The following is a 23,524-nucleotide window of genomic DNA, read 5'->3' on the forward strand; positions in this document are numbered from 1 at the left end:
TCAAAATACGGCAGTGACGACTGTTATTGCCCCGGACGTCATAGCATCCGGGGCTGTTGTTATGGCGTTTTGGTGCTCACGTCAGGTCACAATATGATTTTGTTGGATCAGCTCATCGAGCGTGGTGTGGACGTTCTCCAGTGTCACAAGGCTGGTTGATTGATAGGTGGCGCCCGTACCGTCGCGGTCGATGGACACCACGGTGTTGTTACCGCTGGTGGATACGGTGAGATAATTGCCGAGCGTGGCGTTCTGCCCGTTCCAGCCCACCAGCAGGTCGCCGATATCGATTTTGTCACCCTGCGCCAGCGAGAAGTTGCTCCAGGTGTCCGCGGTTCCGTTGCCGCCGGTTGCGTTATTGGCGCTGAGCAGGTGGTAAATCAGCGTATCGCCGTACGCGCTGCCGATAACCCGATCGGCCTCCGCGGTGCTGATCACCTGTGGATTCATATCGATGGTCAACGTGGCGCTATCGGTATGTCCTTTTTGGTCGTTAAGGGTGTAGTTGAATGTCTCTTTGGTCTTGATGGATTCCAGTGAGACATCGCTGTTGAGGGTATAGGTGTAATGCCCATCAATGCCGATTGTCAGTTTGCCGTACAGTCCATTGATCGTGGCGCTGGCGGTGCTGCTGCCCAACGGATCCAGCGTGACGGAACTGCCGCCCGCGCCGTTTACCGTCAGCAGGGTATGGACGCTGGCGATATGGTCGCCGTCATAGATGTTGCCGGTGACGCTATTGACGCCCGCGGTTTCGAAGTTATCGAGATCGACTATTGTCCCTTTCACGCTGGGGGTGATGGTGATGGTGCCTAGCCCCAGCGCACCTGCGTTGCCGGTATAGTCGAGGCGATAGTTCCCGGCGTGCAGCACCAGTCCGTTCAGGGCAATATCAAGATTGCCGCCGATCAGGAGCCCGCCGTTGAAGGTATCCCCGGCAACTTTAACGCCATTGCTGTCGTACAGCGCCCAGGTCACGTTCAGCCCACCCAGCGTCAGCCCTGATGCCACGTTAAAATGCAGCACCACGTTTTGCACCGCTGTACCCGCTGCGACTTCAACTGTTCCGGTACCACTTTTCGAGCTGGGTCCCAGCACAGTGGTCCAACTGGCCGATCCCACGCTGGAATCACTAAAGGGCTGAGACGTATCCTGCAACGTCGTGACCGCCATCTGGCTGCTGGTGTCGTTCACCGCGTCCAGCGCCAGCGGGGTTGGTTTGATGTTCAGCGACGCGCTGCCGGTATCGCCATTTTGCGCCTTGACCGTATACACAAAGCTGTCCGGCGTATTGATGCTGTCCGCGCCCAGTCCGCTTTTCAGCGTGTAGCTGTAGTTCCCCTTCGCATCGATAGTGAGTGTGCCGTACTGTCCCTCAATACGGGTTGTGCCTGTTAAATTGACTGCGACGCCGTTCACGTCGGTGATAACCGTACCGGCGGGCGCGGAATCATTGGCCAGAATATTACCGTTGGTTGAGGCACTCAGACTGTCCACCGCATAGGTGTGATCGGCCTGAATATTCAGGGTGTAGCTGGTCAACAGCGCCAGACCGCCGCCGGCGTTCAGCAGGAACAGGTAGTCACCGCCCGGCAGCGTGATGGTGAAATCTTTTGATTTTCCACCCAATACTGCCGTGACCCAGTTGGGTTGTACCCGATACTGCTCGTATTGCTGAATAGCGTCATTAAAACGGTAGACGTACAGATCAAAGCCGCCGAGCGTTACGCCGAGAACGTCGGCCTGAATCGTCAGCGTGCGGGTGGCGCCATCTTCAACGTTGAATTTGATGGGGTTGGTTAACCCGTCGACCAGACTGACGTCCAGCACATTCCCCAGGCCTACGCTGGCGAGCGTAAAGCCGGTTTGTTTTGATGGTCCGTGGTCGACCACGCTGACCTCGGTGCCGTAGGTCAGTGAGGCGACATCGTCTGCCGCTGTTACCGTACTGGTCGTCGGACCCTGGCCCAGCGCCACCACCAGTTTTGCCGAAGAGTGGTCGTTACCGTGCGTCAGCGTATAGGTGAAGCTTTCAGATCGACCGTATACCGAAGCGGATTTATCGGTGAGGGTGTAGGTATAACTCCCGTCCTGATTAATATGCAGGGTGCCGTATTTACCCTCTACATTAGCCCCTTCCAGTGGAATGCTCACCACATTGCCGTTGCCATCGGTAATCGACGTCACCCGCGTGCCGGATGGGGCGTTATCCTGCCCGTTGGTGGGGTCAGTATCGGTGATGATATTGCCGGATTCGCTGGTGCCGCCGGTGATCGTTCCGGCGCTGGTTTTGACCACCGCCACGTCCAGACTGGTGAAGGCTCCGGTCGCCAGCAGGCTGGTGTTGTAGCTGACGACACGGTAGTCCCCACCAGTAAGCCCGCCATAGTTGAGCGTCACGCCGGAGGCGCTGAGCGTCAGCAGGTCGGCAAAATCAGCTTTACCGGTATCGACCACCGTCACCCAGGCGTTGAGCGTGGAGTCAAAGCGCTGGATAACAATCTCCATGGTACTCAGCAGCGACAGCACAATGCCGGTTGCTGCCGCGTTGATGGTGATGGTGCCGCTGCCGCCGGTCTGGATGTTGAAGTTGACGAGTGCAGTGTTGTCTCCCAGTACCTTCAGCACATTATCCACTGCACCGACCAGCAGGAAGCCATAATCGCTTTTGTGCTCGTTGGTAACCGTGAAGTCGGTTTGTAGCGCCAGACGAGTGACGTTGTCTTCAGCCAGCAGCGGTAAGACCGGTGCGAGGATACTGGTCGGCGTTGAGGTGTTGCCTGCCGCGTCGGTCGCAGTAGCGGACAACGACTGGCCCTCAATCTGGCGTACCGGCAGGGTGACGCTGTAGACCCCGCTGCTGTTGGCGACCGCCGTAATGCTGCCGCCGCCGGGCAGGGAGATAGTGACCGTACTGCCTGCTTCGGTGATGCCGCTGACCGTGCCGCCGTCGGCGCTGATCAGCACTGATGGCGGCGGCGGTGGCGTGGTATCGACAATGACGTTAAACGCGCCAGACAACACGCCGGAACCGTTGGCGTTAGCCGCACTGGCGGTAAACGCGTGGTTGCCTTCACTGAGCGCGCCGGAAGGGGTAAAGCTCCACAGTCCGTTGCCGTCCGCGGTTGTGGTGCCCATCAATGTTCCGTTGTTGTACAGGCTGACGACGGCGTTAGCCTGTGCCGTGCCGCTGAGCATCGGACGGGTGTCGTTGGTGGTTTTTCCGGCGGCGACGTTGCCGGTGACCGTACCAATGTCATCAAAAACGCTGGCGATAATCGGTGCGGGTGGTACCCCGGTAAACGGGGCCAGCGCGTTGCCAGGCGTGCCGGTATTCCCGGCGGCATCCTGCGCGCTAACTTGCAGCGTTTGTCCGCTGATCTGCGGCGGGTTGAGGGTAAAGGTGAAGTTGCCAGCGGCGTTGGCCGTGGCGGTGCCGAGCACGGTGCCGCTGCTTGTCGTGACGATCACCGTGCTGTTGGCTTCCGCAACGCCGGTCAGCACAGTACCGTTGGCGTTAACCGCCAGAGCGGTGGGAATACCCGGAGCGACGGTATCGACCACAATCGACGCGGCAGCCGACATGCCGCTGGTATTGCCCGCGCTGTCCGTTGCGGTAATAGTAAATGAATGGGGGCTCTGACCCAGTGCGGTAGACGGGGTGTAGTTCCAGTTGCCGCTGCCATCCGCCGTTACGCTGGTGACAAAGTTGCCGTTGTCATAAATATCAACCCGGGCATTGGCTTCCGTGGTGCCGTTTAACGTGGGGCGCGCGTCATTGGTGGGCTGGTTGTTGCCAATCGACCCGGTATTGGGACCGACATCATCAACAATGCTGCTAATTGACGGCAGCGTGGGGGCGGTGGTGTCCACGTTAATCGTAAAGCCCGTCGTTGCACCGCTGGTGTTGCCCGCGGGGTCGGTGGCGGTGACGGTAAAGGTGTGCGAACCATTCCCCAACGGTGTCGTTGGGGTAAACGACCAGCTGTTGTTACTTTGCACGAGAGCAGTGCCGAGCAGCGTGCTGCCGTCATAAATATTGACGGTGCTGCCCGCTTCGGCGGTACCGTTAAGCGTAGGGCGGGCGTCATTGGTCAGTTGCCCGTTGCTCAGTGCGGCATTAAACACGCCGCCAGTGATGTCATCCACCACCGAGGTCAGGATCGGCGTTGATGGCGCAACGGTATCAACGTTGAGAATAAATCCGCTTGACGCCGGGCCGACGTTTCCGGCCGCATCCGTGGCGATGGCGGTAAAGACATGCTGGCCGTTACCCAGCGTAGTGGACAGAAACTCCCAGGTGCCGTCTATTGTTGCGGTAACTGTCGTCAGCAGCGTGCCGTTGTCGTAAATGGCAATCCGGGCGTTGGCCTCCGCAGAACCGCTCAGCACGGGGCGGGTATCGTTGGTCCAGGCACCGCTCGACAGCGTGCCGGTGCCCGGTTGTACGTCATCAAAGGCCTGGATAATGGTGGGTGCCTGCGGGGCGACGGTATCCACAATCAGGGCAAACCCGGCAGACGACACGCTGACGTTGCCGGCCGCGTCGGTGGATGTCACCGTCAACACGTGATTGCCGTTACCCAGCGCACTCCCCGGTGTAAAATTCCATACGCCGTTTCCGTCTGCAGAAACCGTGTCGATAAGCGTGCCGTTGTCATAGATTTTGACCGTCGAATTGGCCTCCGCCGTACCGTTAAGGGTAGGGCGCGCATCGTTTGTCGCCTGACCGTTGTTCAGATTTCCTGTTAGTGGGCCGACATCATCGCTGACCTGGGTAATAACCGGCGTGTTCGGTGATACCGTATCAACCGTGAACGTAAAGCCGCTGGAGGCCGGGCTGGTATTGCCCGCGCTGTCGGTGGCGGTGGCGGTCAGCGTATGCGGACCGTTACTCAGAGCGTCCGTTGGCGTAAAGCTCCAGGTGCCGCCTGCACCGACAGTGGTGGTGCCAATGGGCAAACCGTCGCTCAGGATAGTTATCGTTGCGCCGATTTCACCTGTTCCACTCAGCGCTGGACGGGTTTCGTTGGTCGTCTGGCCGTTACCTATTGGCCCGGTGGTGGGGGCCGTGTTGTCCTGCACGTTACTGATGACCGGCGCCAGCGGGGCAACGGAATCCAGTTCAAGGGTAAAGGCGGAGGACGCCCCACCCGTATTACCGGCTTGGTCTGTGGCTGTTGCGGTGAAGACATGCTGCCCCTGACCCAGCGCGTTTTCCGGTGTGAAGGTCCAGTTGCCGGATTCATCTACCCGCGCGGTACCTATTTCGACACCCTTATCTTTTATCGTGATAGTCGCCCCGGCTTCCCCTTTGCCGTTCAGCGTTGGCTGCGCGTCGTTAGTCAGTTGCCCGTTCGTCAGTGAGGTATTTCCCGGTTGGTCGTCAATCACCGAGGTGATGATTGGCGCGGCTGGCGCCAGTGTATCGACAACCAGCAGGAACGGCGGCGTTGCCGGACTGATGTTGCCCGCGCCATCGGTGACGGTAGCGGTTAACGCGTGATTGCCTTCACCGAGAGCTGGGGCTGGTGTAAAGCTCCAGTTGCCGTCTGCGTCGCTGGTGGTGGTGCCAATTACCGTCCCTTTATCAAGAATAGTGACGACCGAATTCGCCTCGGTCACGCCTTCCAGTGTTGGGGTGTTGTCGTTGGTCGACTGCCCGGAGGTGAGCGTCTGGTCCGTGCCGACGTTGTCCTTCACCGTCACAATGGACGGCGCGTCCGGGACTAAGGTATCGACAATAATGCGGAAACTGTCGGAGGCAGCGCCCTGGTTGCCTGCGGCATCCGTCGCGCGCACGGTGAAGTCATGCGGGCCTTCGCCCAGGGCATTGGTTGGGGTATAGCTCCAGAATCCGCTGCTGTTGACGGTGGTAGTGGCATAGACACCGTTGCCATCGTAGAGAGTGATGGTTGCGCCTGCTTCGCCGGTACCGTTAAAGGTTGGTCGGGAATCGTTGGTAAGTTGTCCTTTGTCTAACGTGCCCGTACCGGGCGTGACATCGTCAATAATGCTGGTAATGATCGGCGCCTGCGGGGCGAAGGTATCGATAGTGATGGTGTAATTAGGTGATTGGCCGCTGGTCACCTCTACCGGGTCGACAATGGTTTGCGACACGGTGAAGTTATACGCGGTACCGTTTGTCAGTGGCGTGGACAGTTGATAGTTCCATGCGCCGGAGGTGGCATCGGCGGTCACTGTGGTGGGCTGCAATACGCCATCAATATAAATATTCACGGTTGCGCCTGGAGTCGCTTTTCCTTGCAACAGTGGCAGGATGTCGTTGGTAGTTTTACCACTGCCAATCACGCCCATGACCGGGGCCACATCGTCCACAATTTCCAGCGTCGGCGGGTGGGGGATGCTGGACGTCGCGGCGTTAAACGGCGTGGGATCGCTCTGATTGCCTGCCGGGTCCTGGGCGATAGCGTCCAGTGCCTGACCGGTTGTTTGCGCCGGTGAGAGGGTAACGGAATAATTTCCCTCGTCGTCGGCAATACCCTGACCGAGAATCGTGTTGTCGCGGCGAATGATAACGGTGCTGCCCGGTTCGGCCGTGCCGCTAACCAGCGTCCCGTTTGGATCTACGCCACTGACGGTTGGCATTGCAGGTGGCAAGGTATCGACGATTAACGTCACGGGGTTTCCTGCTGCCAGCACGTTACCGGCAGCGTCCTGGGCACCGAAAGTCAGCGTGTGAGTGACGTTGGGTGTCAGGGGAACATCTATACTCCAACTGCCGTTCGCCGCGACGGTGGCCGTGGCAATCGCTACGGGATTGCTGCCATCGAAAATTAACACTGTACTGCCCGGTGTACCGGTCCCACTGATCGTCGGGGTGGTATCGTCCGTGACGCTGTTGTTGGTTAGCGAACCGATAATAACCCCAGCGTCATCTTCAATATCCGTGACCTGGGGCAACTTCAATGCTGTGCTGTTCACCGTAAACGAGACGCTGTTTGAGGCGTCGCTGGCATTTCCTGCCGCATCGGTGGCGATGGCGGTCAGCGTGTAGCTGCCGTTGGTCAGCGCCGGGTTGGGCGTGATACTCCAGACGCCGCCTGCAACAGTAGCCGTGCCAATTACCGTACTGCCATTGTACAGGGTGATGATGTCACCGTTGGAGCCGGTTCCGCGGATGGTCGGCGTGGTGTCATCCGTCACCGCGCTGGCGGCGAGATCGCCTCTGACATCGCCGACGTCATCATTAACCGCGGTGATAACCGGCGGCGCGGACGGCGTCGTATCGATGCCCAGGGTGACGGCATCCGAACGCGGGCTGACGTTGCCCGCCGGATCGGTGGCGGTGAGGGTGACTTGATAGCTGTCCGGATTAATCGGGTCGGTTGGCGTAAAGCTCCAGGTGCCATCCGCCCCGACCGTCGCCGTGCCTAGCGGTTCTGTTCTGCCGTCAAGATAGATGGCGATAACATCTCCGGCACTCCCGGTTCCGCTGAAGGTTGGCGTGGTATCGTTGGTGATGCCGTTAGTGATAATGCCCGTTATCGGATTGGCATCATCAGTGATGGTTGGCGGCTCTGGCTTCGTGGGCGGCAGGTTATCTACTGTCAGCGTAAAGCCGGCGGACGGGATCCCCGTGTTGCCAGCCACGTCTGTCGCTGTGGCGGTGAATTTGTGTGGACCGTCTGTAAGCAACGTTGGAGTAAAGGTCCAGGTGCCGTTTGGCTGCACGGTGGCCGTACCCAGACGGACGTCATTATCAAAAACGGTAATTGTCGCACCCGGCTCGCCGGTGCCTGACAGCTTGGGGTTGTCGCTTTTGGTGCTCCCGCCGTTAGCCAGCAGTTTTGTCTCACTGCCAATAAGTCCTTCCGCTGAGGTGATAACAGGGGCGGCTGGCGGCGTGGTATCAATCGTCAGCGTGAAATTACCGGCACTGCTGGCGTTACCCGCTTTATCTGTCGCAATAGCTGACAACGCGTGTGGACCCTCACTCAGCGGTTGAGTGACCTGAAAACTCCAGCTTCCTTCCGGCGTCACTGTGGCAGTGCCTATGGGGGTAGCCCCATCGTAAATTGTGATCGTGGAATCTGCGACTCCAGTGCCTTTCAGCAGCGGCAGGGTATCGTCTGAACGTCCGCCATTGGCCAGGTCGCTTTGCAAACTGCCTACGTCGTCCGTGGCGCTCGAAATAATGGGGGCATCGGGCGCTTTGGTGTCGACCGTTATGATGACAGGGGGGGCGGTGACGACGTTACCGGCGGCATCCGTTGCGGTCAGCGTAAAACGGTGGGTGCCTTCGCTAAGGGTCTCATTGGCTGGCACGCTATGGCTCCAGGTGCCTGTTCTGTCGATAAGAATAACCATCATCTGCAGGCCATTATCATACAGCGTCACCAGCGAGCCGGGTTCACCGGTTCCCGAGAACGTGGGGGTTTTGTCATTGGTGACCCCGTTGTTCGCGACGTTGCCGGTGATGCTGCCGACGTCATCGTTGATAAGCGTAATGGCCGGTACGGTGGGGGCGATACTGTCGACAATGATTTTCCAGCTGGCGGCACTGCTGGTGTTACTGGCGGCATCGGTAGCCGTCACCGTAAAGACGTGCGCACCCTGCGCCAGCGCGGTGGTGGGGGTATAGTTCCAGTTGCCGTTGAGATCGGCGATAACGGTGGTTAACAGTACGCCATTGTCGTAAATGTTGATCTTAGACCCGGCCTCGGCAGTGCCCTCAATTTTGGGTTTATCGTCGTTGGTCAACCCATCATTCTTGATGGATCCAAGGATATCTTCGACATCGTCTGTGACGGCGATAATAATCGGCTGTTCGGGTGCAGTGAGATCTGGTGCTATTGCTGAAGTTGGCAGACTTTCGTTGCCTTTGCCGTCCGTGGCGGTGACGGTGACCGTCTCGCTGTTGATTTGTGCCGGTGAAATTGACACGGTGAAATTGCCGCCGCTGTCCGCCTGGCCCTTGCCAATAATATGACCACCGCTGTCTTTGACGGTGACGGTGCTTCCGGCCTCGGCGTGGCCGCTTACCGCCCCCCCATTTCCGGCGACGATAACATCTGTCGGTGCATCCGGTGCCGTGGTATCCGGCGCGGTGACGGAAGCATTGCCCCCTTTGTTACCTGCTGCATCGGTCGCGTTTGCCGTCAGGATCTCACCATTCGTCTGCGGCGGTACCAGCGCTGCGGTGAAGTCCCCATCTGCAGTGGCTGTCGTTGTGCCAATGATATTGCCGCGTGGATCCAGAATATTGACCGTACTGTCAGGCTCGGCCTTGCCGGTGACCTCGTTGCCCGCGCCATTAATCACCAGGTTTGTGGGCGGTTGTGGGGCGGTGATGTCCGGCGCAACTGCCGTTTCTGGCGGACTTGAGTTTCCTGCGGGATCGGTCGAGATGGCTGTAAGCGTTTCGCCATTGGTCTGCGGCGGCTTGATGGTAATGGTAAATGAACCATCCGGCCCGGCGACGCCGCTGCCAATGGGGATATTTTTACTGTCGGTGATCACTACGGTATTGCCGGGCTCGGTTTTCCCGGTTACGACAGCACCATCTGCCGAGACGTTGAGATCGTCAGGCGCAGACGGCGGCAGAGTATCAATATTAATGTTGAATGCGGTCGACACTCCCCCGGTACCCGACTGGTTGGTTGCGGTGACGGTAAAGGCGTTCGGGCCGTCATCCAGCGGTGAGCTTGATGTCCAGCTCCAGTTGCCGTTGCCGTCAGCCTGTACGCTGTCGACCGCTACGCCGTTGTCGTAAATATTCACCGTGCTGTTGGCGTCAGCGGTACCGGAAAGCGTGGGCTTGTTATCGTTAGTCGCCTGATTATTGCTCAACGGCCCGGTTGACGGGGCGACGTCATCCATCACGCTGACGATAACCGGTACGCCAGGATAGCCTGAGTTCTGAGCGTTGAATGGTGTGTCTGGCCCGACGTTGCCCGCTTCGTCATGAATTTTTGCGGTAAGTGATTCACCGTGGGTCTGCGACGGTGAAATCGCGATGCTGAAAGTGCCGTCCTGGCCTACAACGGCCGAACCCAGCAGCAGATTATTACTGCCGATAATACTGACCGTGCTGCCTGGCTCTGCGCTGCCGGTGACCGTTGTCCCTTCCGGGTTGACGTTGGTAATCGCTGCCGCCGGAGGCGGGGTGATATCGACAGTGAAGGTGGGCACGGTGGTTTCTGCACTGACGTTACCTGCAGGGTCGGTTTGCGTCAGCGTCAGATTGTGAACGCCTTCGCTCAACGGCGTATCCGGTGTGAATGTCCAGTTACCATTCTCATCAACCTGCGTCATGCCAATCAGGATACCGTTGTCGTAGACGCTGATGAAATTGCCGGCAACACCGATACCAGAGAGCGTCGGCGTGTCATCGTCGATCACGGCGTTACTGGCGATAAAACCTTGAATGGATCCGACATCATCGAGTTCCTGAGAGAGAGCAGGCGCATCAGGGGCGAGGGTATCAATGATAATAACCCAACTGTTTGACATGCCACTGCTGCCCGCGCTGTTCGACGCGCTGACTGTAAACTGGTGGGTACCATCCGCGAGAGGGGGAGATGGTGTAAATGACCAGTTACCACTGGCATCGATGGTGATCTGGCCAATCTCTTTGCCATTATCGAAAATATGCAACGTGGTATTAGCCGTTCCCGTCCCTTGAAGCGTAGGGGTATTGTCGTTGGTGGACTCCTGTTGATTGACAATGCCAGTAATCAGCTCCTGGTTATCGACTACGCTGGTGATGACGGGAACGCCGGGGAGCGCTGGCGTTGTTGGTGGGGTTCCACCGTCGCCATCGCCATTTCCACCTCCAGGGTTATTACCGTTGCCGTTTCCCGGATTATTCCCGTTTCCATTCCCGTTTCCATTCCCGTTCCCGGGATTATCACCACTGCCACCACTGCCACCACTGCCACCGCCACCGCCACCGCCACCACCCGCCGCGAGGGCAATTCCGCCCGCCGCCGCCACGCCGCCAAGAACCCACGGCCAGACTGCGCCACCGTCATGACTGCCTTCAGCCGCCATCAGCGGTGTGAGATCGTCCAGATGCTGGAAGTGGAATGCGCCATCAGTATCCTGAACCCACCACAGTGCACCGTTGCTGTCTTCGAGAACGAGTTGGCTTTTATCACTGCCGTTTGCGACATAGAAGTTTTTAATCGTAATTACGTCACCTGAGCGGAGTGTGACCACCAGATCCTGGTTAATACGGGTCAGTTGGCTGATGTCTTCACGCGAAACGGATAATTTCACGATGGACGGTGTACTGAGCGTCACTTCAGAGGCTTCAACATTCGTAGATACACCAGTCAACTTTGATACAACGGCGAGATGACGCATATGTTCACTCCTGATGGCTTGCCGGGGGAATTAATCCGCAACAGCGTTCTGGGAAAATGAGCAGACAGGTGCCCCGTTCATCGTGAAGATGAATTTACACATGTAGTTTCATTGATTAGGTCACAGAGATGTCTGTTTGGTTAGTAAATAAAAATCGGCCTCGGCGTTGAATAGTTCTTTCGTATTAGATGATATAGTCAGAAAGAAAGTATTCCGCAACTTCTGCCTGTTAAAAATATACGGCGATATTTCAGGTGGGTTAGTGTAAACGCCACACAAAATATATGTTTTTTATTATGTTATTGTATTTTAAGTGATTTATTTTTAGCGTGCAGCATGAATTTATAATAAACATCAGTGATAATAATGTTATTAAAATGAAGTGAAATAGACGGAAGAAATTCTTGAAGTTTTATTTTTATTGGACTACAGGCATCATGAAATAACACGGTGATTTACTTGATATTTGAACGATTCAGCAGTATTAAACTATAAGTGTGATGAATATATTGAGGGGGATTCAATAACTAAATAATAAGGACCAGCCCCATAATGAGAGACTGGTCACAAAACAAAGGTGTTATCTGCCAGCATTTTTCATAATACGTGCTTTATCCACCTGCCACTCACGCTCTTTCACATCGGAACGTTTATCGTGCTGTTTCTTACCTTTAGCGACGCCAATTTTCACTTTGCACCAGGCGTTTTTCCAGTACAGAGACAGTGCCACGACGGTGTAACCTTCGCGGTTCATTCGGCCATACAGCGAATCGAGCTCGCGCTGGTTTAACAGCAGTTTACGGGTACGAGTGGGATCGCAGACCACGTGCGTTGAGGCAACTGCCATCGGGATAAAGTTGGCGCCAAACAGGTAAGCTTCACCGTCTTTAAGAATGACATAGCTGTCGCTGATGTTGGCTTTACCCGCGCGCAGGGATTTGACTTCCCAGCCTTGCAGAGCGAGTCCAGCTTCGAACTCTTCTTCAATAAAGTATTCGTGTCGTGCGCGCTTGTTAAGCGCGATTGTGGCTGAGCCAGGTTTGTGTGCTTTTTTCTTCGTCATAATGCCGCTCAGTATAGGTAATCTGGAATCGAAAAACACCCCATTTCATCCAGCGGGGCGCAAGGCGCTATCTTAGCACGAGTTGGGCTATAGCGTTTTTTTTAGCGGATGATAAATGGTATTATTTGCTCGATTGATATAGATGGAAATTGTTATGCCTCAGATTAGCCGGACCGCTTTAGTACCTTACAGTGCGGAACAGATGTATCAGCTAGTGAATGATGTGAAATCCTATCCCCAGTTTTTACCGGGTTGCACCGGAAGCCGCGTACTGGAGTCGACTCCTGGACAGATGACGGCAGCGGTGGATGTGTCTAAAGCAGGGATCAGCAAAACGTTCACCACGCGCAACCAGTTGACTAATAACCAGAGCATTCTGATGCATCTGGTCGATGGCCCCTTCAAAAAACTCATTGGCGGGTGGAAGTTTACGCCGCTCAGTCATGAAGCGTGCCGTATTGAGTTTCAGCTTGATTTTGAGTTCACTAATAAGCTCATTGAGCTGGCGTTTGGCCGTATCTTTAAAGAGCTGGCGTCGAACATGGTGCAAGCCTTCACGGTGCGTGCGAAAGAGGTTTACAGTGTCAGTGTCAGCTAAAATGGTCGTCGAAGTCGCGTATGCGCTACCCGAAAAGCAATATTTACAGCGCGTGACGCTGCAAGAGGGCGCGACGGTTGAAGAGGCCATTCGCGCGTCTGGATTACTGGAATTGCGCCCTGATATCGACCTCAGCAAAAACAAAGTGGGGATCTACAGCCGCCCGGTAAAACTTGCTGATGCTGTGCATGATGGGGATCGGGTAGAAATTTACCGGCCATTGATTGCCGATCCAAAAGAGTTGCGCAGGAAGCGGGCGGAGAAGTCTGCCAACAAATAGCAGGCAATAAAAAGGTGCTCAGCGAGCACCTTTTTTGCTATCTGAAGACCTACTTATTGATTACCGGTCAATGCGGGCTTGTTATCAATATTGGTCAACACGCCATTGCTGTTAAAGGTCAACGTCAGCGTTTGCTGCGTTACGCCTTCGTGTCCTGGTTGCTGACGGAACACATAGAACCAGGTGTTGGTGCCAAAAGGATCGGACATCATCGGTGTACCCAGAGCATAAGCAACCTGCTGTTGCGTCATACCGACACGAACTTTGGACACATCGTTAGCGGTCAGATAGTTTCCCTGGTTGATGTCAGGACGGTAAACCACTCGCTCCAGAGTGGAACAGCCTGCGGTCAACATCAGTAGTACTGCTGCAGCAGCAGTCAGCGTTTTACAGCGCATAGTGATTTGATTCCTTTTCGGGCCCGAGCAGTACGCGGCTCATATGTAATATGCCGATGATAATAGACCTTTCACCACTTTAAAACCTTTTGCTGTCGGGTCGGACGGCGATTTTATGTTGAACTCAGACCGTTACAAGAGAAAAAAGTTTATGCTGCCAGCAGTTCTTTTGCATTTGCGAGGGTATTGCGCGTCACTTCGCTACCGCCAAGTAAGCGGGCGAGCTCCTGCAGGCGCGCGCGTTTATCCAGTGGTTGCATATGTGTTTCTGTCATCGCGCCGTCGGTTTCTTTGCTGACGTAGAAGTGTTGATGTCCGCAACCGGCAACCTGCGGCAGGTGCGTGACGCACATAACCTGCGTGGATTCACCGAGCTGGCGCAGTAGTTTGCCGACGACCGCGGCTGTTGGACCGCTAATACCGACGTCCACTTCATCGAAAATCAGCGCCGGGGTTTCCATTTTACGAGCGGTGATCACCTGAATAGCCAGTGCGATACGCGACAGTTCCCCACCAGATGCGACTTTTGCTATAGGCTGTAACGGCTGGCCTGGGTTGGTGGTGACCTTAAATTCAATGCGATCGGCACCGTCTACACTCAGATGGTGTTCATCAAACTTCACCTCAATGCAAAAGAGTCCGTGCGGCATAGAAAGTGCGTGCATGCTCTCTGTAATGAGCTGCCCTAACTCCTGAGCATAGTGTTGGCGCTGGTGGTGCAGCGTCTTTGCTGTTTCCAGTGCCAGCTTGTGATGAGTGTTCACCGCCAGAGTGAGGGTTTCGAGTGAATCTGCCTGATCGTCAAGTTGCTGCTGTTCGTCCAGCAGGGACTGATAGAACTGCGGGAGCGCTTCAGGTGCGACATGGTGTTTGCGCGCCAGAGAGATTTGTTTTGCGATGCGCTGCTCAAGCTCGAATAACCGGTTAGGGTCCAGATCCAGCCGGTCACAATAGTGGCGCAGCTCGTCGCTGGCTTCGCTGAGTTGAATGGTTGCCTCTTCGAGCATGTCCAGAATACCGGAAAGCTTATTGTCCATACCCGCCAGTTCGCTGACCAACTGCTTTGCCGTGTACAGCTGGCTTTGCAGATTAGCGTCTTCGCCATCTGCCATGATAGCCAGCGCCTGTTGGCTGGTGGTGAGCAACTGCCCGCTGTTAGCCAGGCGCTTGTACTCTTCATCGATCTGCTCAAACTCACCCGCCTGCGGGTTAAATTCGTTTAGCTCTTTCAACTGGTACTGCAACAGCTCTGCCCGGGCAGCGCGTTCCTGGCTTTGCTGCTGATGATGTGCCAGGTCGCGGCAGCTCTGATGCCACAGTTGATAGCGCGTCGCCATTTCCTGAATAAGAGATGCCTCATTGGCATAGCCGTCCAGCAGGGATTTTTGGTGTTCAGATTTCGTCAGCAGTTGATGCGCGTGCTGGCCGTGGATTTGAATTAACAACTGGCCGAGCTCGCGAAGCTGCGACAGTGGTACCGCAGTGCCGTTGATAAAGCCACGGGAACGCCCATCGCTACTGATAACGCGGCGTAGCAAGCATTCACGGCCTTCTTCAAGCTGGTTTTCTTCGAGCCATTGCAGCGCCGCTGGCGTGTCCTTCAGGGAGAAGCGGGCACACAGATCGGCACGCGTAGCACCAGCGCGCACCATGTCGGCATCGGCACGTCCGCCAAGGCACAAACCGAGGGCATCAATGGCAATGGACTTACCCGCCCCGGTCTCACCGGTGATGACGGTCATTCCGCTCTGAAAATCGATCTCAAGTTCACGAACGATAGCAAAATTGCTGATGGTCAGTTGTGCCAACATAGCTGTTTTCCTGTATGAAAAACCATAACTGTAATTACATACAGTATAAACTGGTTTTTTATACAGTAAAGAGGCTGAAGGTAAATTAAAATAATTTTTTTGACCAGCCGAGCTTGGTGCTTAATGTATTGAAATAGCTGTAGTCTTTAGGGTGAATCAGGTTTAAATGATAATCACAGCGGCGAATCAACACGTCTTCACCTTCCTGTATAGGCAGGGCAATCTGGCTGTCGCAGCTAATTTCGAGATCGCTACGGCGGTGTGAGAAGCGCAGGCGAATGGTGCTGCTACTGTTGATCACCAGCGGTCGCGCTGAGAGCGTGTGCGGGAACATTGGTACCAGCGTAATGGCATCCAGAGAAGGCGTCAGGATTGGGCCGCCGGCAGAGAGCGAGTAGGCAGTAGAACCGGTTGGCGTGGAAATAATCAGTCCGTCTGAACGCTGGGAAAACGCAAAGACCTCATCAATATAGACTTCAAATTCAATCATGTGCGCGACTTTACCCGGGTGCAGCACCACTTCATTGATCGCGGTACTGATACGCTTCTGGCAATCTTGCTGGCACACCTGGGCTTCAAGTAAAAAGCGCTTTTCACTGATGTAATGGCCTTCCAGCACATCGGCTAACTGCTGATGGGCATTGTCCGGGTCAAGGTCGGTGAGAAAGCCCAGGTTGCCGCGGTTGATCCCGATGACCTTAATGTCATAGCGTGCCAGAGTGCGCGCAGCACCGAGCATGTTACCATCTCCGCCCACCACTACCGCGAGGTCCGCCTGCTGACCAATTTCTGCCAGCGTGCCGGTTTGCACATTTTTCAGCTGCAGTTCGCGGGCGATTTGTTGCTCCACGATAACCTGATACCCTTTGGTGCACAGCCAGCGGTAAAGCATTTCATGTGTGGTCAGTGCAGTGGGGTGGCGTGGATGCCCCACAATGCCAATACACTTGAAATGTTTATTCATTTTCTCGAGGTCCTTGTAGCGAAGATGAGTGACAATGTGAGTACTTCCCTTGAATCCCTGAATCTTATCCCCATAATAAGCCAAGTTAGCGAGATGAATGCGAAAAAACGCGGAGAAATTCATGAGTAGTAAAGAACAGAAAACGCCTGAGGGGCAAGCCCCGGAAGAAATTATCATGGATCAGCACGAAGAAGTTGAGGCGGTTGAACCAGACGCTTCTGCTGAGCAGGTGGATCCGCGCGATGAAAAAATTGCGAATCTGGAAGCTCAGCTTACTGAAGCCGAAACGCGCGAGCGTGACAGCGTGTTGCGCATGAAAGCTGAAATGGAAAACCTGCGTCGTCGTACCGAACTGGACGTAGAAAAGGCGCATAAGTTCGCGCTGGAAAAATTCGTTAACGAACTGCTGCCGGTGCTCGATAGCCTGGACCGTGCGCTGGAAGTAGCGGACAAAGACAACGATGCCATGTCAGCGATGATCGAGGGTATCGAACTGACCCGTAAATCGATGCTGGATGTGGTGGCGAAGTTTGGCGTGCAGGTGGTTGCGGATATCGATGTGCCGATGGACCCGAACGTGCATCAGGCGATTGCCATGGTTGAGTCTGACGACGTTGCGGCCGGTAACGTACTGATGGTGATGCAGAAAGGTTATACCCTGAACGGACGTACCATCCGCGCGGCGATGGTGTCTGTGGCGAAAGCCAAGGGCTAATCAGCCTGTCGCGGCGGGTAATGCAGATGCGTTACCCGCCGCGACATTATCATCCCTGGTCCGCCACGCTCTCCCGCAGCGGTTTTACCGGCAAGACCTGCACCTGTTTAATCATATTATCCTGTACGTCGAGAATATCGATATCGTACTGGCCAATGCGCACCCGCGTACCGGCCACCGGGATCTCTTCCAGCGCTTCAAGAATAATCCCGTTTACGGTTCGTGCATCGTCTTCCGGCAGGTGCCAGTTAAAGGCTTTGTTGATTTCGCGCACGTTGGCGCTGCCGTCAATTATCACTGAACCGTCATTTTGCGGGGTGACTTCCTCGGCAAGCGTAGGTGACATGGAGGTGGTGAAGTCGCCGACAATCTCTTCCAGGATATCTTCGACCGTCACTAGGCCCTGAACGTCGCCATATTCGTTAACCACCAGGCCGACTTTCTTTTTGTTGCGCTGAAATTTGATTAGCTGGGTGCTGAGCGGCGTGCCTTCCGGGACGTAATAGATCTCATCAGCGGCGCGCAGCATGGTCTCTTTGGTGAATTCTTTTTTCTCTGCCATCAGGCGCCAGGCTTCGCGTACGCGCAGCATACTAATAGTATCGTCCAGCGAGTCGCGGTAAAGCACAATGCGGCCGTGCGGGGAGTGCGACAGTTGACGCACGATTGATTTCCAGTCGTCGTTGATATCAATCCCGATGATTTCGTTTCGCGGCACCATGATGTCGTCGACGCTGATTTTTTCCAGATCCAACACCGACAGCAGCATATCCTGATTACGGCGCGAGATTTGCGAGCGCGATTCATTCACCAGCGTTCGCAGTTCGTCTTTACTCAGGGAACTGCTTATCACGATATCCGTTTTGATGCCCATCATACGCATCAGCAGACGGGTAATGGTGTTCAGTAACCACACCAGCGGCATCATCAGAATTTGGAGTGGCGCCAGTAAGAAACTGCTGGGATAGGCGACTTTTTCGGGATACAGCGCGGCGATGGTTTTTGGCAGTACTTCAGCAAAAACCAGCACCACAAAGGTCAGCACCCCGGTGGCAATCGCCACACCCGCATCGCCATACAGACGCATACCGACGATGGTGCCAAGCGCGGAGGCGAGAATGTTGACCAGGTTATTGCCGATAAGCACCAGGCTTATCAGGCGGTCCGGTTTGCGCAAGAGTTTTTCAACGCGCTTCGCCTGACGATTCCCCTGCTTGGCCCGGTGGCGCAGGCGGTAGCGGTTCAGGGTCATCATTCCGGTTTCGGAACCGGAAAAATAGGCTGAAATAACCACCATGATGAGAAGCGTAACAATGAGCGTGGTGGTGGAGATGTGTTCCACGTAGGGTTCCTTAAAGACTTAACTCACAAGCTGCTGCAGTATGCGACTACCGAAATAGGCCAGCGTCAGAATGCCTGCACCTGCGACGTTAAACCAGACGACACGACGTCCGCGCCAGCCCTCATGGTAATGTCCCCATAGCAGAACGATATAGACAAACCATGCCACGATAGAGAGCACGGCTTTATCAATATTTTCGGTACTGAACAGGTTGTGCATGTAAAACAGGCCAGTGCACAGGGTCAGCGTCAGCAGAACCACGCCTATCTGAGTGATGTGAAACATTTTGCGTTCAATGCTCATCAGCGGCGGCATTTCATTGTTGAACGCCAGTTTTTTGTTTTTCAGCTGATAATCGATCCATGCCAGCTGCAGTGCGTACAGGGCGGCAATGATCAGCGTGGCATAGGACAACAGCGAGAGCCCGATGTGGATCATCATGCCCGGTGTGGCTTCAAGGTGGGTGATGTACTCGTTGGGCATAAACGTGGCGCAGGCCAGATTGATTAATGCAAACGCATACACGATCGGCAGCAGCAGCCAGCCGCGATTGCGTGAGGCCACAATGGTCATTACCGTACAGATCATCAGGCTAACCAGAGAACCGACGTTCAGCAGGCTCAGGTTTTGTCCATTCTCGCCACCGGGCAAAATACGTGCTTCCAGGGCAAAAGCGTGGCACACCAGCGCGATAACCGCAGAAAGGATAGCCATACGCCGCCAGCCGCTGTTTTTTTGCAGCAGAGCGGGAACGATCAGCGCAAGGCTGACGGAATAGGCGACAAGGGCGAACAAAGCAAAAACGGGCATATAGGTGTCGACAGTTGACCAGTGATAAAGAAAAGCAGTATAGCGTTACGTGACCGCTGCTCCAACCGTTGCATAACAACAAAGGCGGCTTCATGTTATACTGCGACAAAATTCTGTTGATGTGTCGTGCAAGCGACCGACCGTTTCCACCCCAGGCGAGAGACAATGTTTGATAATTTAACCGATCGTTTGTCGCGCACGCTGCGCAATATCAGTGGCCGTGGACGCCTTACTGAAGACAACGTTAAAGAAACGCTGCGTGAAGTGCGCATGGCGCTGCTGGAAGCTGACGTTGCGCTACCGGTAGTGCGTGAGTTTATCAATCGCGTAAAAGAGAAAGCGGTTGGTCATGAAGTTAACAAAAGCCTGACCCCGGGTCAGGAATTCGTCAAAATCGTTCGCAGTGAACTGGTTGCGGCGATGGGCGAAGAGAACCAGACCCTGAATCTGGCCGCTCAGCCACCGGCCGTAGTGCTGATGGCGGGTCTGCAGGGTGCCGGTAAAACGACCAGCGTGGCGAAACTGGGTAAGTTCCTGCGCGAGAAGCACAAGAAGAAAGTGCTGGTCGTCTCTGCCGACGTTTATCGTCCGGCGGCGATCAAACAGCTGGAAACGCTGGCTGAGCAGGTTGAAGTCGACTTCTTCCCGTCTGACGTCGGCCAAAAGCCGGTCGATATCGTTAACGCTGCGCTGAAAGAAGCGAAGCTGAAATTCTACGACGTGCTGCTGGTGGATACCGCTGGTCGTCTGCACGTTGACGAAGCGATGATGGACGAAATCAAACAGGTCCACGCGTCTATCAATCCGGTAGAAACGCTGTTTGTTGTCGATGCCATGACCGGTCAGGATGCCGCGAATACCGCAAAAGCCTTCAACGAAGCGCTGCCGTTAACCGGTGTCGTGCTGACGAAAGTCGACGGTGACGCCCGCGGCGGTGCCGCACTCTCTATTCGTCATATCACTGGTAAGCCGATTAAGTTCCTCGGTGTTGGCGAGAAAACCGAAGCGCTGGAGCCATTCCATCCGGACAGGATTGCTTCGCGTATCCTCGGCATGGGCGACGTACTGTCGCTGATCGAAGATATCGAAAGCAAGGTTGACCGCGCGCAGGCTGAGAAGCTGGCGACCAAGCTGAAGAAGGGCGATGGTTTTGACCTGAACGACTTCTTAGAACAGCTTAATCAGATGAAAAACATGGGCGGCATGGCAAGCCTGATGGGCAAGCTGCCGGGCATGGGTCAGATTCCTGACAACGTGAAATCGCAGATGGATGACAAAGTGCTGGTGCGTATGGAAGCGATCATCAATTCGATGACGTTGAAAGAACGTGCCAAGCCGGAAATCATCAAAGGTTCGCGTAAGCGCCGTATCGCTCAGGGCTGCGGTATGCAGGTACAGGACGTTAACCGCCTTCTGAAACAGTTCGACGACATGCAGCGCATGATGAAGAAAATGAAGAAGGGCGGGATGGCCAAGATGATGCGCAATATGAAGGGCATGATGCCGCCAGGATTCCCTGGTAGATAAATATATCGGGCTACCTTATTTGCCATTTTGACGCCGGAGTGTGCTCGAAATGCTCACGTACTGCGTGTACGCTCCGCTTTCTGCGCGCATGCCGACGCCAAACTGGCTGCAACGGTAACGCCCTGGTATCAAGCTTCATCACATGTTGATTGCTTTTTTCTCAGAAATCAGTAAAATTTTCGGGCTTTTAATATGACACTGGGTCCCTTCCCTCGATGGGGCCCGGTGTTTTATTCACACAAGAGGATGTTATGGTTACTATTCGTTTAGCACGTCACGGCGCTAAAAAGCGTCCGTTCTACCAGGTTGTTGTTACTGACAGCCGTAATGCACGCAACGGTCGCTTCATCGAGCGCGTTGGCTTCTTTAACCCAATCGCTAGCGAAAAAGAAGAAGGCACCCGCCTGGATCTGGATCGCATCGCTCACTGGGTTGGCCAGGGCGCGACTATTTCTGATCGCGTAGCTACGCTGATCAAAGCAGCAAACAAAGCAGCTTAATCTGTCACGGTGGTCATGATGAGCAAGCAACTCGCCGCACAGGCGCCCGTAGAACCCATAGTTCTGGGGAAAATGGGGTCTCCTTACGGTATCCGTGGTTGGCTCAGAGTGTTTTCTTCCACTGAAGACGCCGAAAGCATTTTTGACTATCAGCCCTGGTTTATCCAGAAGGCGGGTCAGTGGCAGCAAGTACAGCTGGAAAGCTGGAAGCACCACAATCAGGATCTGATCATCAAGCTGAAAGGTATTGAGGATCGGGATGCGGCGAATGTACTGACGAATTGTGAAATTGTCGTAGATTCCTCGCAGTTGCCAGCGCTGGATGATGGCACTTACTACTGGAAAGACCTTATGGGTTGCCAGGTAGTGACCACTGAAGGCTACGAACTCGGTAAAGTCGTCGATATGATGGAAACCGGATCGAATGACGTCATCGTCATCAAGGCAAATCTGAAAGATGCGTTTGGTATCAAGGAACGTTTAGTGCCGTTCCTCGATGGGCAGGTTATCAAGAAAGTCGATCTCGCTACTCGTACTATCGAAGTAGATTGGGATCCTGGTTTTTAAACCACCGGATAAACGGTAAAAGTCGGCGTGATGGGGATTGGCTTGTGTTTATAGGTATCGTTAGCCTGTTTCCAGAAATGTTCCGCGCAATTACCGATTACGGGGTAACTGGCCGGGCAGTAAAAAATGGCCTGCTGAACATCCAGAGCTGGAGTCCTCGTGACTTTGCTCATGACCGGCACCGTACCGTGGACGATCGTCCTTACGGCGGCGGACCGGGGATGTTAATGATGGTGCAACCTTTACGGGATGCCATTCATGCAGCAAAAGACGCGGCAGGTGAAGGCGCGAAGGTGATTTATCTGTCACCTCAGGGACGCAAGCTTGATCAAGCGGGCGTGAGCGAACTGGCAACGAATCAAAAGCTGATTCTGGTGTGTGGTCGCTATGAAGGCGTAGATGAGCGCGTAATTCAAACCGAAATTGATGAAGAATGGTCAATCGGCGATTACGTTCTCAGCGGTGGAGAATTAGCAGCGATGACGCTGATTGATTCCGTCTCCCGGTTTATTCCGGGGGTACTGGGTCATGAAGCATCGGCAACGGAGGATTCCTTCGCCGATGGGTTGCTGGACTGCCCGCACTATACCCGACCTGAAGTGTTAGAGCAGATGGAAGTACCGGCAGTTTTGCTGTCGGGGAACCACGCTGAGATACGTCGCTGGCGTTTGAAGCAGTCGCTGGGCCGTACCTGGCTTAGAAGACCTGAACTTCTGGAAAACCTGGCTCTGACTGAAGAGCAAGCAAGGTTGCTGGCGGAGTTCAAAAAGGAACACGCACAACAGCAACATAAACATGATGGGCAGGCGTAAGCCCCCAATATCAGTTTACCCAGGATAAGAGATTAAATTATGAGCAACATTATTAAGCAACTTGAACAAGAACAGATGAAGCAGGACGTACCTTCCTTCCGTCCGGGTGATACCGTGGAAGTGAAAGTATGGGTTGTTGAAGGTTCCAAAAAACGTCTGCAGGCATTCGAGGGCGTGGTTATCGCTATTCGTAACCGCGGTCTGCACTCTGCATTCACTGTTCGTAAAATCTCCAACGGCGAAGGCGTTGAGCGTGTCTTCCAGACTCACTCTCCGGTAGTTGACAGCATTGCTGTTAAACGTCGTGGTGCTGTTCGTAAAGCTAAACTGTACTACCTGCGTGAGCGCACTGGTAAGTCTGCTCGTATCAAAGAGCGTCTTAACTAAGAACGCGTTCACGCTGCTTCCAAAGCGTGTGAAATATCAAGGGGTTAGCAATATGCTAACCCCTTTTTTATTTGTAATGACCATGAAATGCCCACGCCATTATGGACAGTGACCAGGTGGCATAAAAAAACACCCGCAGGTGCGGGTGCTTTATCAGAAGTTCAGAGGGCTTTGCCCACCACTACCAGGGTGGGGTGGGGCGGCGTGCATGCGCTGCGGAATGGCTATTGAACGAACAAAGGTTTCGTGCGTTATAAAAGTATGCCCGCACTCAATGTTCTGGCACTGGTTGTAGCGTTCCTTTGTCTTGTCTGAAACCTGAAAGCTACTGCGGGTATGGGCATTATGGCCACACAGCGGGCAACTCATCATAACCGGTCCTCCATCTTAAATTTGCAAGTTATGATAGCGCTAATTGC

General features: G+C 54.6%; 16 protein-coding genes. 8 read left to right on the top strand and 8 right to left on the bottom strand.

All coding sequences use genetic code 11. The features are described from left to right. Positions 1-81: 81 nt before the first annotated feature. Positions 82-11,331 (bottom strand): BapA/Bap/LapF family large adhesin, encoded by an 11,250-nt coding sequence (locus IB214_RS05765; protein WP_117343870.1) that lies wholly within the window; start codon positions 11,329-11,331, stop codon positions 82-84. A gap of 580 nt (positions 11,332-11,911) precedes the next feature. Continuing rightward, complete coding sequence (gene smpB / locus IB214_RS05770; RefSeq protein ID WP_096759347.1) at positions 11,912-12,394, bottom strand: SsrA-binding protein SmpB; 483 nt, start codon at positions 12,392-12,394, stop codon at positions 11,912-11,914. Positions 12,395-12,548: 154 nt separating this feature from the next. On the opposite strand from smpB, the gene ratA reads away from it, so the two are divergent. Both ratA and IB214_RS05780 read left to right on the top strand, forming a co-directional pair. Beyond that, entirely contained in the window at positions 12,549-12,992 is a 444-nt protein-coding gene (ratA, locus tag IB214_RS05775; RefSeq protein WP_115257733.1) for a type II toxin-antitoxin system toxin RatA, read from the top strand. Beyond that, positions 12,982-13,272, top strand: a complete 291-nt coding sequence (locus IB214_RS05780) for an RnfH family protein (RefSeq protein ID WP_096759348.1) — start codon at positions 12,982-12,984, stop codon at positions 13,270-13,272. Before ratA ends, IB214_RS05780 begins: the two co-directional genes overlap by 11 nt. A 53-nt stretch (positions 13,273-13,325) precedes the next feature. Here IB214_RS05780 and bamE read toward each other — a convergent pair whose 3' ends face one another. From bamE to nadK, 3 genes are all read right to left on the bottom strand, one after another. After that, complete coding sequence (gene bamE, locus IB214_RS05785; protein ID WP_115257734.1) at positions 13,326-13,670, bottom strand: outer membrane protein assembly factor BamE; 345 nt, start codon at positions 13,668-13,670, stop codon at positions 13,326-13,328. 149 nt (positions 13,671-13,819) lie between these two features. Continuing rightward, positions 13,820-15,481, bottom strand: coding sequence for a DNA repair protein RecN (gene recN / locus IB214_RS05790; RefSeq protein WP_117343869.1), 1,662 nt, complete (start codon positions 15,479-15,481; stop codon positions 13,820-13,822). A gap of 85 nt (positions 15,482-15,566) precedes the next feature. Next, the gene (gene nadK, locus IB214_RS05795; protein WP_096756091.1) at positions 15,567-16,445 is read right to left on the bottom strand and encodes an NAD(+) kinase; all 879 of its coding nucleotides are present in this window, start codon (positions 16,443-16,445) and stop codon (positions 15,567-15,569) included. Between the two features lie 121 nt (positions 16,446-16,566). Here nadK and grpE point away from each other — a divergent pair, with 121 nt between their 5' ends. Continuing rightward, positions 16,567-17,160, top strand: coding sequence for a nucleotide exchange factor GrpE (grpE, locus tag IB214_RS05800; RefSeq protein WP_096756092.1), 594 nt, complete (start codon positions 16,567-16,569; stop codon positions 17,158-17,160). A gap of 49 nt (positions 17,161-17,209) precedes the next feature. Here grpE and IB214_RS05805 read toward each other — a convergent pair whose 3' ends face one another. Together IB214_RS05805 and IB214_RS05810 are read right to left on the bottom strand one after the other, a co-directional pair. Next, a complete protein-coding gene (locus tag IB214_RS05805; RefSeq protein WP_135911576.1) occupies positions 17,210-18,502 on the bottom strand; it encodes an HlyC/CorC family transporter in 1,293 nt (430 codons plus the stop codon). Between the two features lie 18 nt (positions 18,503-18,520). Next, entirely contained in the window at positions 18,521-19,312 is a 792-nt protein-coding gene (locus tag IB214_RS05810) for an inner membrane protein YpjD (RefSeq protein WP_096756093.1), read from the bottom strand. Between the two features lie 165 nt (positions 19,313-19,477). On the opposite strand from IB214_RS05810, the gene ffh reads away from it, so the two are divergent. From ffh to rplS, 5 genes are all read left to right on the top strand, one after another. After that, the gene (gene ffh, locus IB214_RS05815) at positions 19,478-20,839 is read left to right on the top strand and encodes a signal recognition particle protein (RefSeq protein ID WP_096756094.1); all 1,362 of its coding nucleotides are present in this window, start codon (positions 19,478-19,480) and stop codon (positions 20,837-20,839) included. Between the two features lie 251 nt (positions 20,840-21,090). Beyond that, positions 21,091-21,339 carry a 30S ribosomal protein S16 gene (gene rpsP, locus IB214_RS05820; protein ID WP_003031228.1) on the top strand — a complete coding sequence of 83 codons (249 nt, stop codon included), beginning with the start codon at positions 21,091-21,093 and terminating at the stop codon, positions 21,337-21,339. 18 nt (positions 21,340-21,357) lie between these two features. After that, positions 21,358-21,906 carry a ribosome maturation factor RimM gene (gene rimM / locus IB214_RS05825; protein ID WP_115257736.1) on the top strand — a complete coding sequence of 183 codons (549 nt, stop codon included), beginning with the start codon at positions 21,358-21,360 and terminating at the stop codon, positions 21,904-21,906. Between the two features lie 44 nt (positions 21,907-21,950). Beyond that, positions 21,951-22,718 carry a tRNA (guanosine(37)-N1)-methyltransferase TrmD gene (trmD, locus tag IB214_RS05830; RefSeq protein WP_115257737.1) on the top strand — a complete coding sequence of 256 codons (768 nt, stop codon included), beginning with the start codon at positions 21,951-21,953 and terminating at the stop codon, positions 22,716-22,718. 39 nt (positions 22,719-22,757) lie between these two features. Further along, positions 22,758-23,105 carry a 50S ribosomal protein L19 gene (rplS, locus tag IB214_RS05835; protein ID WP_002914145.1) on the top strand — a complete coding sequence of 116 codons (348 nt, stop codon included), beginning with the start codon at positions 22,758-22,760 and terminating at the stop codon, positions 23,103-23,105. 153 nt (positions 23,106-23,258) lie between these two features. Here the strand turns inward: rplS and IB214_RS05840 are convergent, their stop codons facing one another. Continuing rightward, entirely contained in the window at positions 23,259-23,477 is a 219-nt protein-coding gene (locus IB214_RS05840) for an ogr/Delta-like zinc finger family protein (RefSeq protein WP_117343868.1), read from the bottom strand. Between the last annotated feature and the right edge of the window lie 47 nt (positions 23,478-23,524).

The sequence above is a fragment of the Citrobacter sp. C1 genome, from assembly GCF_014596895.2.
Taxonomy (GTDB): Bacteria; Pseudomonadota; Gammaproteobacteria; order Enterobacterales; family Enterobacteriaceae; genus Citrobacter; species Citrobacter gillenii.

Excerpts from the sequence above, each read along its gene's own strand:
- rplS (WP_002914145.1), top strand. The coding sequence starts at position 22,758 with ATGAGCAACATTATTAAGCAACTTGAACAAGAACAGATGAAGCAGGAC.
- recN (WP_117343869.1), bottom strand. The coding sequence starts at position 15,481 with ATGTTGGCACAACTGACCATCAGCAATTTTGCTATCGTTCGTGAACTT.
- IB214_RS05765 (WP_117343870.1), bottom strand. The coding sequence starts at position 11,331 with ATGCGTCATCTCGCCGTTGTATCAAAGTTGACTGGTGTATCTACGAAT.
- IB214_RS05840 (WP_117343868.1), bottom strand. The coding sequence starts at position 23,477 with ATGATGAGTTGCCCGCTGTGTGGCCATAATGCCCATACCCGCAGTAGC.
- nadK (WP_096756091.1), bottom strand. The coding sequence starts at position 16,445 with ATGAATAAACATTTCAAGTGTATTGGCATTGTGGGGCATCCACGCCAC.
- rimM (WP_115257736.1), top strand. The coding sequence starts at position 21,358 with ATGAGCAAGCAACTCGCCGCACAGGCGCCCGTAGAACCCATAGTTCTG.
- rpsP (WP_003031228.1), top strand. The coding sequence starts at position 21,091 with ATGGTTACTATTCGTTTAGCACGTCACGGCGCTAAAAAGCGTCCGTTC.
- IB214_RS05810 (WP_096756093.1), bottom strand. The coding sequence starts at position 19,312 with ATGCCCGTTTTTGCTTTGTTCGCCCTTGTCGCCTATTCCGTCAGCCTT.
- grpE (WP_096756092.1), top strand. The coding sequence starts at position 16,567 with ATGAGTAGTAAAGAACAGAAAACGCCTGAGGGGCAAGCCCCGGAAGAA.
- ratA (WP_115257733.1), top strand. The coding sequence starts at position 12,549 with ATGCCTCAGATTAGCCGGACCGCTTTAGTACCTTACAGTGCGGAACAG.
- smpB (WP_096759347.1), bottom strand. The coding sequence starts at position 12,394 with ATGACGAAGAAAAAAGCACACAAACCTGGCTCAGCCACAATCGCGCTT.
- bamE (WP_115257734.1), bottom strand. The coding sequence starts at position 13,670 with ATGCGCTGTAAAACGCTGACTGCTGCTGCAGCAGTACTACTGATGTTG.
- ffh (WP_096756094.1), top strand. The coding sequence starts at position 19,478 with ATGTTTGATAATTTAACCGATCGTTTGTCGCGCACGCTGCGCAATATC.